At 60.3% G+C, this 14,623-nt stretch carries 10 protein-coding genes; 3 read left to right on the forward strand and 7 right to left on the reverse strand.

All coding sequences use genetic code 11. The features are described 5' to 3' along the window. Nucleotides 1-20 precede the first annotated feature (20 nt). The 3 genes from rpsO (at nt 21) to HX807_RS21560 (ending at nt 3,506) form a co-directional block, all read left to right on the forward strand. Nucleotides 21-290, forward strand: coding sequence for a 30S ribosomal protein S15 (gene rpsO / locus HX807_RS21550; RefSeq protein ID WP_003177875.1), 270 nt, complete (start codon nt 21-23; stop codon nt 288-290). 194 nt (nt 291-484) lie between these two features. After that, nucleotides 485-2,590, forward strand: coding sequence for a polyribonucleotide nucleotidyltransferase (pnp, locus tag HX807_RS21555; protein ID WP_003212180.1), 2,106 nt, complete (start codon nt 485-487; stop codon nt 2,588-2,590). Between the two features lie 295 nt (nt 2,591-2,885). Beyond that, nucleotides 2,886-3,506 carry a BON domain-containing protein gene (locus HX807_RS21560; RefSeq protein ID WP_003212178.1) on the forward strand — a complete coding sequence of 207 codons (621 nt, stop codon included), beginning with the start codon at nt 2,886-2,888 and terminating at the stop codon, nt 3,504-3,506. Nucleotides 3,507-3,837: 331 nt separating this feature from the next. Here the strand turns inward: HX807_RS21560 and HX807_RS21565 are convergent, their stop codons facing one another. The 7 genes from HX807_RS21565 to panB all read right to left on the reverse strand — a co-directional run bounded on the left by HX807_RS21565 (nt 3,838) and on the right by panB (nt 14,488). Then, nucleotides 3,838-6,777, reverse strand: coding sequence for a DUF748 domain-containing protein (locus HX807_RS21565; protein ID WP_003212176.1), 2,940 nt, complete (start codon nt 6,775-6,777; stop codon nt 3,838-3,840). Nucleotides 6,778-6,885: 108 nt separating this feature from the next. Then, nucleotides 6,886-7,902: a class I SAM-dependent rRNA methyltransferase gene (locus tag HX807_RS21570; protein WP_102368082.1), complete on the reverse strand. Its 1,017-nt coding sequence runs from the start codon at nt 7,900-7,902 to the stop codon at nt 6,886-6,888. Between the two features lie 43 nt (nt 7,903-7,945). Beyond that, on the reverse strand, nt 7,946-8,821 hold the full coding sequence (locus tag HX807_RS21575) for an oxygenase MpaB family protein (RefSeq protein WP_102368083.1): 876 nt from the start codon (nt 8,819-8,821) through the stop codon (nt 7,946-7,948). Between the two features lie 6 nt (nt 8,822-8,827). Beyond that, entirely contained in the window at nt 8,828-10,765 is a 1,938-nt protein-coding gene (acs, locus tag HX807_RS21580; protein WP_177050989.1) for an acetate--CoA ligase, read from the reverse strand. Between the two features lie 184 nt (nt 10,766-10,949). After that, nucleotides 10,950-12,614 (reverse strand): glucose-6-phosphate isomerase, encoded by a 1,665-nt coding sequence (gene pgi, locus HX807_RS21585; RefSeq protein ID WP_076013744.1) that lies wholly within the window; start codon nt 12,612-12,614, stop codon nt 10,950-10,952. 225 nt (nt 12,615-12,839) lie between these two features. After that, a complete protein-coding gene (panC, locus tag HX807_RS21590) occupies nt 12,840-13,691 on the reverse strand; it encodes a pantoate--beta-alanine ligase (RefSeq protein ID WP_008436871.1) in 852 nt (283 codons plus the stop codon). Continuing rightward, nucleotides 13,688-14,488, reverse strand: a complete 801-nt coding sequence (gene panB / locus HX807_RS21595; protein WP_008436874.1) for a 3-methyl-2-oxobutanoate hydroxymethyltransferase — start codon at nt 14,486-14,488, stop codon at nt 13,688-13,690. Before panB ends, panC begins: the two co-directional genes overlap by 4 nt. Between the last annotated feature and the right edge of the window lie 135 nt (nt 14,489-14,623).

Here is a 14,623-nt window from a genome sequence, read left to right on the forward strand (position 1 = left end):
CCTGAAAAAAGGATTGCCTCATGGCTCTCGACGTTCAAGAAAAAGCACAAATCGTTGCTGACTATCAGCAAGCTGTTGGTGACACTGGTTCGCCAGAAGTGCAAGTTGCACTGCTGACCCACAACATCAACAAGCTGCAAGGTCACTTCAAGGCCAACGGTAAAGATCACCACTCCCGTCGTGGTCTGATCCGCATGGTAAACCAGCGCCGTAAGCTGCTGGACTACCTGAAAGGCAAGGATCTGGGTCGTTATCAGACTCTGATCGGTCGCCTGGGTCTGCGTCGCTAATAAGCGATTGCGCTAGAGGTTGGTTGGCTGTCGTGTGTCAGTGGGTTTCCTGCTGGCCCATGGCAGGCTTCCAGCCTCAAGTTTTATCTGGATACACGTTTTACCCTGGACAGGCGTTGGGCCGATTCCCGACATTGCCCAAGAATTTCGCAAGAAGACAAGTTCCCCAAGAGCCACAAAGAAGGTAGGACACCGTGAACCCGGTTATCAAAAAATTCCAGTTCGGTCAGTCGACCGTTACCCTCGAGACAGGCCGTATCGCCCGTCAAGCCTCCGGCGCAGTGCTGGTTACCGTTGACGACGACGTCACCGTATTGGTGACCGTTGTAGGCGCCAAGACCGCTGACCCAAGCAAAGGCTTCTTCCCTCTTTCCGTTCACTACCAGGAAAAGACTTACGCTGCCGGTAAGATCCCTGGTGGTTTCTTCAAGCGTGAAGGCCGTCCTTCCGAGAAAGAAACCCTGACTTCCCGACTGATCGACCGTCCGATCCGTCCGCTGTTCCCAGAAGGCTTCATGAACGAAGTGCAGGTTGTCTGCACCGTCGTTTCCACCAGCAAGAAGACCGATCCGGACATCGCTGCGATGATCGGTACCTCGGCGGCCCTGGCCATCTCCGGTATTCCTTTCGATGGCCCGATCGGCGCTGCCCGTGTTGCATTCCACGAAAGCACCGGCTACCTGCTGAACCCGACTTACGAACAACAGAAAGCTTCGAGCCTGGACATGGTCGTTGCCGGTACTTCGGAAGCCGTGTTGATGGTTGAATCGGAAGCCAAAGAGCTGACCGAAGACCAGATGCTGGGCGCTGTACTGTTTGCTCACGACGAGTTCCAGGTTGTGATCAACGCTGTCAAGGAACTGGCCGCTGAAGCTGCCAAGCCAACCTGGACCTGGGCTCCTCAGCCAGAAGCTACCGCACTGCTGGGCGCTATCCGCTCCGAGTTCGGCACCGCTATCTCCGACGCCTACACCATCACCATCAAGGCCGACCGTTACGCTCGCCTGGGTGAGCTGAAGGACCAGGTTGTTGCCAAGCTGTCCGGTGAAGAAGGCCAGCCTTCTTCCAGCGAAGTCAAAGCAGCCTTCGGCGAAATCGAATACCGCACCGTTCGCGAAAACATCGTTAACGGCAAGCCACGTATCGACGGCCGCGACACCCGCACCGTACGTCCGCTGAACATCGAAGTCGGCGTTCTGCCAAAAACCCACGGTTCGGCCCTGTTCACCCGCGGTGAAACCCAGGCCCTGGTTGTTGCAACACTGGGTACTGCCCGTGACGCACAGCTGCTGGACACCCTGGAAGGCGAGAAAAAAGACCCGTTCATGCTGCACTACAACTTCCCTCCGTTCTCGGTAGGTGAGTGTGGTCGCATGGGTGGCGCTGGTCGTCGCGAAATCGGTCACGGCCGTCTGGCCCGTCGTTCGATTGCAGCCATGTTGCCTGCCGCCGACGTGTTCCCGTACACCATTCGCGTTGTGTCGGAAATCACTGAGTCCAACGGTTCCAGCTCCATGGCTTCGGTCTGCGGCGCTTCCCTGGCTCTGATGGATGCCGGCGTTCCGATGAAGGCACCGGTTGCCGGTATCGCCATGGGCCTGGTTAAAGAAGGCGAGAAGTTCGCCATCCTGACCGACATCCTGGGCGACGAAGACCACCTGGGCGACATGGACTTCAAAGTAGCCGGTACCGCCAAAGGTGTTACCGCGCTGCAGATGGACATCAAGATCAAGGGCATCACCGAAGAAATCATGGAAATCGCTCTGGGCCAAGCCCTGGAAGCGCGCCTGAACATCCTCGGTCAGATGAACCAGATCATTGGCCAGTCCCGTACCGAACTGTCGGAAAATGCTCCGACCATGATCGCGATGAAAATCGACACCGACAAAATCCGTGATGTTATCGGTAAAGGCGGCGCGACCATTCGTGCGATCTGTGAAGAGACCAAGGCTTCGATCGACATCGAAGACGACGGCTCGATCAAGATCTTCGGCGAAACCAAGGAAGCGGCTGAAGCGGCACGTCAGCGCGTCCTGGGTATCACTGCTGAAGCCGAGATCGGCAAGATCTACGTCGGTAAGGTTGAGCGCATCGTCGACTTCGGCGCATTCGTCAACATCCTGCCGGGCAAGGACGGTCTGGTTCACATCTCCATGCTGAGCGATGCTCGCGTTGAGAAAGTGACCGACATCCTGAAAGAAGGCCAGGAAGTGGAAGTGCTGGTACTGGACGTGGACAACCGCGGCCGTATCAAGCTGTCCATCAAGGACGTAGCAGCAGCCAAGGCTTCGGGCGTTTAATCACCCCGTCGCTGCAAGCTGAAAAAGGACTCTTCGGAGTCCTTTTTTTATGCCTGCGGGAAACTGTCGCGAAATCAGGCGTTTAGCCATACCCCAAAAGCCGCAACTTGCATGCAGGCACGTTCGTCTTCATGCAAGTTGCACGATTCCGAAAATCACCTGTTTTCATAACGTATTGTTTTATAAGGATTTAATTGTTCGCATCGAGTTGGCACACTGTCTGCAATATCCCTGTTAACGCTGCAGCATCAAGGTTTACGTACTGCAGACTTTTAATAAAACAGGAGTTACTCGTATGAAGAAGTTCGCTCTCGCTACTGCTACCGCTCTGACCCTGGCCATGGGTGCTAACGTAGCCTTTGCTCAGACTTCCCAAGCCCCTATGACGCTGGCGGCCGGTGAAGTCACCAAGGCTAAAGAGTCCACTTCGGATACCTGGATCACCACCAAAGTCAAAGCTGACCTGCTGACCGAGAAAGGTATTCCTGGTTCGGACATTAAGGTTGAGACCAACAAAGGTGTGGTTTCCCTGTCCTCGACAGTTGCTATCTCCGACGCTCAGAAAGCTACTGCTGTAGCGATCACCAAGAAAATCAAAGGCGTAACCGCAGTTTCGGCTGACGGCCTGATGGCTGGCGGCGCTACCAAGGCTGATAACGTCGACAAAACCAAAAGCGCAGCTGCTGGTGCCAAAGAGTCCACCTCGGACACTTGGATCACCACCAAAGTGAAAGCTGACCTGGTAACCGAGAAAGGTATTCCTGGCACCGACATCAAAGTCGAAACCAACAAAGGTGTAGTTTCCCTGTCGTCGACCGTCGCAGTGACTGAAGCGCAGAAAACCACCGCGGTGAACATCACCAAGAAAATCAAAGGCGTTAAAGCTGTATCGGCCGACGGCCTGAAAGCAGAGTAACGCTTAACGAATCGCCTGAGCTAGGCGGAGGCGGCCACGAGCGAGTCTAGTTATCCGCTCAATGCACCTCACAGGTTCATGCGACCGACCACACGGATGTGGTCATTACAGGCCCCGGCACTTGTGTCGGGGCCTGTTCTATTGTGGGTAGAAAAGTGGGGAGGTCAGCGAGGCTCTTGTGGCGAGGGGGCTTGCCCCCGTTGGGCTGCGTAGCGGCCCCTTGGTATGACGACGGTGATCCGCCTGAATGACCGCGACGCCCTCATTGGGGCCGCTACGCAGCCCAACGGGGGACAAGCCCCCTCGCCACAGGTGCTCAGCGGGTGCCGGTTTATTCGGCATCCAGATGCATCGGTGTTACCACCCGACCATCTTTCTCCGCTTCCCCAAGGTTTGCATCGATAAAGTAAACCCGCTCATCTTCCAGCTGCGCCTTGTCTACCAGGTAGTCCTTGATCGCGCTGGCGCGGTCCTGGCCCAGTTGGCGCAGCAACACGTCACTGCCACTCCAGAACTTGATCACACCGTCCCGCAGCTTGGCGGTGCGCTCGTCATTGCTCAGGTCTTTCCATTCGGCCGGAGGCTGTTGCTTCAGGCGGGTGCGGTAGATGCCTTCCAGCAGCGGCGCCTTTTCCTTTTCCGGTACTTCAAGCAGCGACGCCTGGGCCGGTACCTTGTCGCCACGGCGCTGGAGGATCTTGTAGTAGTTGTACTGGTATTCGCGTTCCAGCCGTTGTGCGGCCAAAAGCGGGCCGTCACTGCTGGCAGCGGCGGTGCCTTCGATCTCCAGGCGCAGCGCTGGGCGCTCCTTGAGGGCTTTGGCCAGGCTGTCGAGGGCCGACTGGGAATCCTTGCTCAGCTCGCTGGAGCCTGCGGCAAACGACACGTTGCCAAGGTCTTGGGCACCACCACCGCTGATCAGGCCGCCAATGAACTTGAATGGCGCCGTGGCCGCACGTACTACCAGGTTGCGCAGGGTCTGCCAGACAATCGGCATGACGCTGAACTGCGGGTTGTTCAAGTCGCCGGTCACCGGCAGTTCGATCGAGATCTTGCCGTCGGAGTCCTTGAGCAGGGCTATCGCCAGGCGAATCGGCAGGTCCACGGCGTCGGCGCTGTCGACCTTCTCACCCAGTTGCAGTTGCTCGACCACCACCTTGTTTTCGGCCTTCAACTGGCCCTTGGTGATGACGTAATGCAGGTCCAGGTTGAGCCGACCCTTGCGGATGCGGAACCCGGCAAACTTGCCCGAGTATGGCGTCAGGGTGGTCAGTTCGACGCGTTTGAAGCTGGTGGCGATATCCAGTGCGGCCATCGGGTCAAACGGATTCACGCTGCCCTTGATGGTGACCGGTGCATAACGGTCAACCTTGCCCTTGACGTCGACGCTCGCCGGTTTGGCCTGGCGACTGTCAATGGTGCCGATCTGGCCGTTGAGCTGCTGGATGGCCGTGGCGAAGTTCGGGGTCAGGCTGAAGTCGGCGAAGTTGGCCGAGCCGTCGTTGATCGCAATTTGACCAATATGAATGCCCAGGGGCTTCTCTTTGCTGGCCGCAGGTTTCGCCGCGGACTTGCCGGGGCTGTTGGCCGGCTGCGGGATCAGCAGGTCATCGATGTTGGTGGTGCGGTCATCGTTGATCATGAAGCGCGCATAGGGCTGCAACAGGTTGACCTTGTCGATCGACAGGCTGTCGCCGTGTTGATAATTCACGCCTTCCAGCACCAGGCGCTGCCACTTGAGGAAGTCGCGGGTCTTCATGGTGTCCAGGGTGTGCAACTGGTCGACCTGGGCCCGGCCGGTCACCTGGAATGCCAGGGGGGCGGTGCTTTTCAGGTTCACGTCGAGGTTGCTGCCGAGCATGCCGCTACGCAGTTCCAGGCGGATAAACGGGCTGATATAGGACTGGGCGACGCGCAGGTCGATGTCTTTGGTGTCCACTTTCAGCTTGGCGCTGACCGGGCTCAGGTTGACCTGGCCGGTCGCCTCGAGCTTGCCTTGTTTGCCTACGCCGGTATCGAGCTTGAGGGTAAAAGGGCTCTGGTTAAGGCTGTCGAAACCCTGCAGGTCAAGGTTCAGCGGCCCGACTTCCAGGGCGACTGCCGGTTTGGCCGAGCGGTCAGCCAGATGCACTTGATAGTCGCGCAGTTGCACGTCCTTGAGCAGCACTTGCCAAGGCTTGCTCGGCGCTGCCGGTGCAGGTTTTGGCGAGTCGGCGGTAGCGGGTGCGGTGGCTGGCTCGGCTGCGGGTGCAGTTGCAGGTTTGCTCGGTTGGCTGGCAAACAGCTTCTGCCAGTCCAGCTGGCCGTCGGCTTCAAGGGCGGCCCAGGTTTCGAGTTTATTACTGCGGATCTTGCCGACGATCACTTGCTGTTTGGCCAGGTCCACGGTGGTTTCGCTGACGTCCAGCTTCTGCAGGCGCGCGAGCGGCCGGCCATCCGGTGCCTTGATCGCAAACGGCGCGACACTCAGGGCGACGTTGGTCAGGTTCAGCTCGGTTTCCTTGGCCAGGCTCAGCTTGTAGTCGGTGCTGAAGTTGAGGATGCCGTCTTCCAGAACCAGCGGCACCGCGTCACGTACATACGGCCACCAGACTTTCATCTTGCCGTCGGTAACCTTGAGTTTGCCCTCGGAGGCGATCGGGATCAGGCTGAAGTTGCCGGTCCAGTCGATCTGGCCGCCTTCAGGGCCGGCTGCCACCAGGGTCATGTCGGCGTTGTCATCGGGCAGCGTGCTGAGGTTTTTCAGCTCGAAATCGAGTTTGTCGTAGAGAAACTCGATCGGCTCGCTCGGGCGCAAATCCTGGAAGTGCACATAGCCGCCTGCCAGCTTGATGTTATCGATGCGCAGCGGGAATGGCTTGGCGTTTGGATCGGTTGGTGTCGGTTCGCTGGCCGGGAGTTTGAACAGCTGCGCCAGGTTGAGCTGGCCGGATTTGTCGAACAGCAGCTCGGTCTTGGGCTTGTCGAGTTGTACGTCGGCCAGGTGCAGGGCGCGGGTCCACAGGCTGTCGATCTGCAGGTTGGCATAGAGGCGTTCAAAGGCCACTTGCTCCTTGCCCGGCTCACCGATATTCAGGCCCCACACGGTCAGTTCGAGGCTGAACGGGTTGAGCTCGATACGCTCGACACGCGCCGGCACCGTGGCGTAGTTGGCCAACTGTTGGTTGGCCACGCGAAGGGCAATGCCGGGGAGAATCAGGAAGCCCAGCAAGCTGTACAGGGCAAGGGCGGTCAGCAAGGCGCCAGCGGCGCGAATCAATCCTTTGGGCATATGTGACGCCATCTATGTCAATCAAGAGTGCCTTGGAGTATGGCACGGGTTTACGGTTCCGAAGAGCCGGGCCTTTATTACTGCGCCCTGACCCTTTTGGGACAAGTCCTACAGTTGCAGGATCAGGGTCTTCAGCGGTGGTTGCTGGTCGTGGGACGGGAAGTCTGCGCCGGGTGTCATGACCTGCCAGTCGCGCACCGGGCGCCCGGCCTTTTCCGCACAGCGCAGGACCTGGTCACGCCAGTCGTCCATACCGACTTTCGCCAGGTTGTTGCAGCAGATCAGCACGCCGTTGTCGGCCGTGGCCAGCAGCGCCGGCTTGAGCAGGCTCTGGTAGTCGCGCAGCAGGTCGACCGTGCCGAAGGCGCTCTTGGCCCAGGCGGGTGGGTCGAGCAGTACCAGATCGTATTGACGCTGCTCCAGGCGCGGGTAACTCGGCAGTTTCTGCCCCCGACGCTGGCTGATGGGCAGGCCGGCCAGCTGGCGGATTGCCGGGAAGTAGTCGGACTGGATGAATTCCATCGTCGGCAATTGCGGGTTGAGTTGACCGTTTTCGCGACCGACCGCCAGGTTGCCCTCGGCAAAGTCCAGGTTGCACACCTCACGAGCGCCACCGGCAGCAGCACTCAGGCCTACGCCGCAGGTGTAGGCAAACAAGTTCAGCACGCTTTTGCCGGCGCTGTGTGCCTTGACCCAGCCGCGGGTGTTGCGCAGGTCCAGGAACAACAGCGGGTCTTGCCCGGCATGGCGGCCGCGCACGCGGTAATTGAGGCCCCATTCGTGGCCGACCAGGTCTTCCAGGGCTGCGGGTTCGGCACGGTACACCGTGTCTTCACGGTCGATGCGCGAGTTGCCCCGGGAACGGTCGTTGTAGACCAGCAGCAGTTCAAGCCCCAGGTGCTGGTTGATTGCTTGATGCAGGTGCAACAAGTCGTCACTTTCCAGCGACTGGTGAAAACTCTGCACCAGCAGTTGCGGGCCGTAGCGGTCGATCGTCAGGCCGCCGGCGCCTTCCTGGCTGCCGTGGAACAGGCGATAGCAATCGGTACCTTGTGCATGAAGCTCGGCGAGCAGGTCCTGGCGATGATCGAGGGCGGCGCGCAGCGCCTGATTCAAGGAAGACATAGTGCGCGCCTTGCAGAGTAATTGGGGCGCGGGAGTTTAACAGTTATGGCTCCAGCAGGCCCATTCGCCTGTGGGCCCGCTGCACCGAACCATTGCGCATGGCCCAGCGCAACAACGGCGCGCTGCGCCTGACCCCGGCACGAATCATCTGGCGCTGGATCGGGCTTTGCTTCTGCCCGAGCATGTCGCTGGCCCAGTCCGGCAGCAGGTCGATACCGGCCTGCATCATCAGCGAGCCAAACGGCTTGGCCAGGGTGCTGGGAGACGGCGCGTTGAGCAGCAGGCGCAGGACTTCGTGGCTGCGCTGGTCACACAGCAGTTGCGGGCGGATACGCTCAAGGTAATCGGAAACTTCCTGGCGCGAACGCGGCACATGGCGCGCGCCCAATTGCTCGGCCACCAGGGCGATTTCGCTGTAGTAGCGGTCTTGATCCCTCAGAGATAAATCCGGGTTGCGATAACGCAGGTGGGCCGCGAGAAAGTTGCTGACCTCCGCCACATGCACCCAGGTCAGCAACTCGGGATCACTGGCGGCATACGGTCGACCGTCCGGTGCATGGCCGACCACTTGCAGGTGAATGGTGCGCACTTTCTCGATCAGCCATTCGGCGTCACGCCGCGAACCAAACGTGGTGCCGGAAATGAACTGCGAGGTGCGTCGTAACCGCCCCAACATGTCCTGCCGAAAGTTCGAGTGGTCCCACACGCCGGCCAACGCCAGCGGGTGCAATGCCTGCAACATCAACGCGCTGATGCCGCCGATCAACATGCTGCTGAAGTCGCCATGGACCTTCCAGCTCACCGAGTTCGGCCCAAAGAGACCCGGATCGCCCTTGGGGTTCTCCAGGTCGAGTTGGCCCAGCGACAAGCCGGTCAGGCTCATCAGCTGGTTTTCGATGCGGCTGCGAATGAATTCCATGGGTTCCTAGCGGTTGAGGCGCTTGTCGATCAGGCCGTCCACCACGCTCGGGTCGGCCAGTGTGGATGTATCTCCCAGGCTGTCCAGTTCGTTGCAGGCAATCTTGCGCAGAATCCGCCGCATGATCTTGCCTGAGCGGGTTTTCGGCAAGGCCGGCGCCCATTGAATCAGTTCGGGCTTGGCGAAGCTGCCGATTTCCTTGCTGACCAGGTCCAGCAGGTGCTTTTTCAGCGCGTCGTCGGGCTCGACGCCATTCATGGGCGTGACGAAGGCATAGATGCCCTGGCCTTTTACGTCGTGTGGATAACCGACCACCGCGGCTTCTGCGACCTGATCATGCAGCACCAGGGCGCTTTCGACTTCGGCGGTGCCGATGCGGTGCCCGGAAACGTTGATCACGTCGTCGATGCGCCCGGTGATCCAGTAGTCACCGTCCTCGTCGCGCCGCGCGCCGTCGCCGGTAAAGTAGTAGCCGGGATAGGGTTTGAAATAGGTGTCGATCATCCGCTGAGGGTCGCCGTACACGCTGCGGATTTGCCCTGGCCAGCTGGATTTGATCGCCAGCACGCCGCTGCCGGCGCCACTGATTTCCTTGCCTTGCTCATCGAGCAGCACCGGCACCACGCCAAACATCGGCTGGGTGGCGCAGCCAGGCTTGATCCGCTGGGCGCTGACCAGCGGGCTGAGCATGATGCCGCCGGTTTCGGTCTGCCACCAGGTGTCGACAATCGGGCAGCGTTGTTCGCCCACGGCATTGAAGTACCAGTCCCAGGCTTCCGGGTTGATTGGCTCGCCGACACTGCCCAGCAGGCGCAGGCTGGCGCGGGAAGTGTTTTCCAGTGGGCCGTGGCCTTCCCGCATCAGCGCGCGTAACGCGGTCGGCGCGGTGTAGAAGATGTTGACCTTGTGTTTGTCGATCACCTGCCAGAACCGCGAGCTGTCCGGGTAGCTCGGCACGCCTTCGAACATCAGCGAGGTCGCACCATTGGCCAGTGGCCCGTACACGATATAGCTGTGGCCGGTGACCCAGCCGACATCGGCGGTGCACCAGAACACTTCGCCTTCGCGGTAATCGAGCACGTACTTGAAGGTCATCGCCGCCTGCAGCAGGTAACCGCCGGTGGTGTGCAACACACCTTTGGGTTTGCCGGTGCTGCCGGAGGTGTAGAGGATAAACAGCGGGTCTTCCGCATCCATCGGCTCGGGCGGGCAGTCGTCGCTGGCTGCATCCAGGGCCTGTTGATACTTGAGGTCGCGCCCTTCAGTCCAATTGACTGCCGCGCCAGTGCGCTGCACCACCAGTACCGTGCTGACACCCGGGCAACTGGCCAGAGCCTTGTCGACATTCTGTTTCAGCGCCACCGGCTTGCCGCCGCGCACGCCTTCATCGGCGGTGATCACCGTGTGGCAATCGGCGTCGAGAATGCGGTCGCGCAGGGCGTCCGGCGAGAATCCGCCAAACACCACCGAATGCACCGCACCGATCCGCGTACAGGCCAGCATCGCGTAGGCCGCCTCGGGAATCATCGGCATGTAGATACACACGCGGTCGCCTTTCTTTACGCCACGGCTTTTCAGCACGTTGGCCAGGCGGCTGACGTTTTGGTGGAGCTGGCGGTAGGTAATTTTGGAAGACGTCGCAGGATCATCGCCCTCCCAGATGAAGGCCGGCTGATCAGCGCGTTGCGCGAGGTGACGGTCGATGCAGTTGTAACTGACGTTCAGTTGGCCTCCGGCAAACCATTGCGCGGCGCCGGTCTTGATGTCGGATTTCTGGACGGTCTGCCAGGGCGTGGTCCAGTCGAGAAAACGCTTGGCCTGTTCGGCCCAGAACGTATCGGGTTGCTCGACGGATTGGCGGTAGAGGCGCTGGTAGTCCTCTTGACTGAGTTGCGCAGCCCGGCGGACGGCATCGGCGGCGGGGAACGTGCTGATATCGAACATGAGGGATCCTTATTCTTGTTTTTTGCGACAAGAGGGGAGCTTTGCGACCCTCGTAGGAGCTGGCTTGCCAGCGATTGCATCACCTCGGTAGTGAGTTTCACCGAGGTGTTTGCATCGCTGGCAAGCCAGCTCCTACAAGGGTCCGCTCCCGCAGGTTCAGACCCTCATTGTAGTGCTGATACCATCAACCGCGGTGACGGCCGCGGAAGTAGTTGATCAACCCTTGGGTGGACGCGTCGTCCGCAGGCTGTTCTTCGGTGCCGGTCAGGCGGTTGTAGACGCCTTTGCCCAGCTCCTTGCCCAACTCCACGCCCCACTGGTCGAACGCGTTGATGCCCCAGATGACGCTTTGCACGAACACTTTGTGTTCATACATCGCCACCAGTGCGCCAAGACGGCGAGGGCTGATGCGTTCAACCACAATGGTGTTGCTCGGACGGTTGCCCGGGATCACCTTGTGCGGTGCCAGCTTCTGCACTTCGGCCTCGTCCATGCCTTTGTCGCGCAGCTCGGCTTCAGCTTCGCTGCGGGTCTTGCCGAGCATCAGGGCCTGGCTCTGGGACAGGCAGTTGGCGTACAGCCACTGATGGTGGTCGGAGACCGGGTTGAAGCTGACGATCGGCACGATGAAGTCGGCCGGGATCAGTTGGGTGCCCTGGTGCAGCAGCTGGTGGTAAGCATGCTGGCCGTTGCAGCCTACGCCGCCCCAGATAACCGGGCCGGTGTCGGTGGAAACCGGCGTACCGTCCTGGCGCACGCTCTTGCCGTTGGATTCCATGTCCAGCTGTTGCAGGTGCTTGGTGATGTTACGCAGGTAGTGATCGTACGGCAGGATTGCGTGGCTCTGCGCGCCCCAGAAGTTGCCGTACCACACGCCCAGCAGGCCGAGCAGCACCGGCATGTTCGCCTCGAATGGAGCGGTCTGGAAATGCTGGTCCATGGTGTAGGCGCCGGACAGCAGTTCCTTGAAGTTGGACATGCCGATGGCCAGCGCGATGGGCAGGCCGATAGCCGACCACAGCGAGTAACGACCGCCCACCCAGTCCCACATCGGGAAAATGTTCTCTTCGCGGATACCGAAGGCCACGGCCGCCGCGTTGTTGCTCGATACAGCGATGAAGTGGCGATACAGCTCGGCCTCCGAGCCACCCTGGGCCAGGTACCAGGCGCGGGCGGCCTGGGCGTTTTTCAGGGTTTCGAGGGTGTTGAAGGATTTTGACGAGACGATGAACAGCGTGGTCTCGGCGCGCAGCTTCATGGTCAGCTCGTGGAACTCGCTGCCGTCGATGTTTGCCAGGTAATGGCAGCGCACGCCTTTGTGGGCGTAGGACAACAGCGCTTCAGACACCAGCTCCGGGCCGAGGAACGAGCCACCGATACCGATGTTCACCACGTCGGTGATCGGCTTCTCGGTGTAGCCACGCCACAGGCCGTCGTGGATGCGGCCGACCAGGTCAGTGATCTGGTTCAGCACCTTGTGCACGTCCGGCATGATGTTCACGCCGTTGACCGACAACTTGTCACCCACCGGGCGACGCAGTGCGGTGTGCAACGCCGGACGGCCTTCGGAAGAGTTGACCGGCTCGCCGTTGAACAGCGACTTGATCGCGCCCTGAAGGTCGACTTCCTTGGCCAGGCCTACCAGCAGGTCGCGGGTTTCGCTGGTGATCAGGTTTTTCGAATAATCGAGGAAAAGTCCGCAGCTGCTCAAGGTGAACTGGGTAAAGCGCTGGGGATCGGCATTAAAGGCTTCGCGCATGCTGAAATCCTGCATGGCTTGGCGATGTTGATTGAGCGCTTGCCAGGCGGGCAGAGCGGTAACGTCATGAGGAGTGCGGTAGTACGCCATCGCTGCGGGTTTCCTTTTTATTGCTGGGACTGCTTTTAGGACACTTGAAAGCCGGGAATGTCCTGTCTTTGTGAAGATGACAGGCTCCGGTCAACGCCAACGAAGAGCGTAGGGCGAATACATTAAACCTAGCGTGTCGATCTGTCTTGGCTTTGTCTGCGCTGTGGCCGGTACTTTTTTATACCGGCCGACCAGGCAGTGCAACAGGCGGGGTGTGCGGCGGGGTCAGTTCAGGTGCAGATGCAGGTTGTCGATCAGCCGGGTGGCGCCCAGGTAGGCGGCGACCAGGATCACCAGGTCCTTGTCTTCGGCGGTGGCCGGACGCAGGTGCAGGCCCTGGCGAACCTCCAGGTAGTCCATGCGAAAACCTGCCGCTTCGATCTGCTGGACCTGTGCGGCGCGCAGTTTGGCGAAGTCGCGGTCGCCCGCTTCAATGGCGGCGGCAATCTGGCTGAGGCTGCGGTACAGCACCGGTGCGATCGCGCGCTGTTCGTCGGTGAGGTAACCATTGCGCGACGACAGCGCGAGGCCGTCGTCGGCGCGCACGGTCGGCTCGCCGATAATCTGGATCGGCATGTTCAGGTCATGGACCATGGCGCGAATCACCGCCAGTTGCTGGTAGTCCTTCTGGCCAAAGATCGCCAGGTCCGGCTGGACCATGTTGAACAGCTTGCTGACCACCGTGGCCACGCCTTCAAAATGCCCGGGCCGGCTGGCGCCGCACAGGCCTTCGGACAGTTGCGGCACGCTGACGCGTGTCTGGCCGGCCATGCCGTCGGGGTACATTTCGTCGACGGTCGGGGCGAACAGCAGGTTGCAACCGGCTTGCAAGAGCTTCTCCTGGTCGGCCGCCAGGGTGCGCGGGTATTTGTCCAGGTCTTCGCCGGCGCCAAATTGCAGCGGGTTGACGAAAATGCTCGCCACCACGAAGTCGGCTTGTTGCGCAGCCTTGGTGACCAGCGTGGCATGGCCGCTGTGCAGGTTGCCCATGGTGGGCACGAAGCCGATGCGTTTGCCCGCGCTGCGGGCATGGGTGACGGCGGCGCGCAGTTCGCGCACGGTCTTGACGGTGTTCATGCGGAGAATCCGTGTTCGGCGCCCGGGAAGGTGACGGCTTTGACTTCGCTGACGTAGGCGGCGAGGGCTGATTGGATACTGTCCTGGCCCGCCATGAAGTTCTTCACGAACTTGGGTACGCGGCCGGTAAGGGACAGGCCCAGCATGTCATGCAGTACCAATACCTGGCCGTCTGTGGCAGAACCGGCGCCGATACCGATCACCGGTACTTTAACGGCCTGGGTGATTTCCGCTGCCAGCTCGCTTGGCACGCATTCGAGCAGAATCATGCACGCACCGGCCTGTTCAAGGGCGATGGCATCGGCCCGCATCTGGCGCGCCTGGGCTTCGCCGCGGCCTTGTACCTTGTAGCCGCCGAGGATATTCACCGACTGTGGCGTCAGGCCCATGTGCGCGCAAACCGGCACGCCGCGTTCAGCCAGCAAACGAATCGATTCGGCGAGCCAGGCGGCACCTTCAACCTTGATCATGTGTGCACCGGCACGCATCAGTTGAGCACTGTTGGTCAGGGTCTGTTCGATGGTGGCATCGGCCATGAAGGGCAGGTCGGCAATGATGAAGGCGCCTTCGTTGCCGCGCTTGACGCAGGCCGTGTGGTAAGCGATTTCATCATTGGTGACGGGCAGGGTGCTGTCATTCCCTTGTAGAACCATGCCCAGGGAGTCCCCCACCAGCAACACTTCAACTCCTGCCTGGCTGCTGGCCTGGGCAAAAGTGGCGTCGTAGCAGGTCAGCATGGTGATCTTTTCACCTTTGAGCTTGAGGCTCTGCAAGGTGCTCAGGGTAACGTTTGGCATGAAAAGGGTCCTCATTCAGGCGCTTGGAAACAGCGAGTAACGCGCGTGAGTCTTCGTTTATACAGGCGCACTTTCTTAAGGATCAGTGCTTATAAGGCCTGGATTGCGCCCTTTAGCGCCGGGTAGGCGGCAGCG

It is taken from the genome of Pseudomonas sp. D8002, assembly GCF_013385695.1.
Taxonomy (GTDB): domain Bacteria; phylum Pseudomonadota; class Gammaproteobacteria; order Pseudomonadales; family Pseudomonadaceae; genus Aquipseudomonas.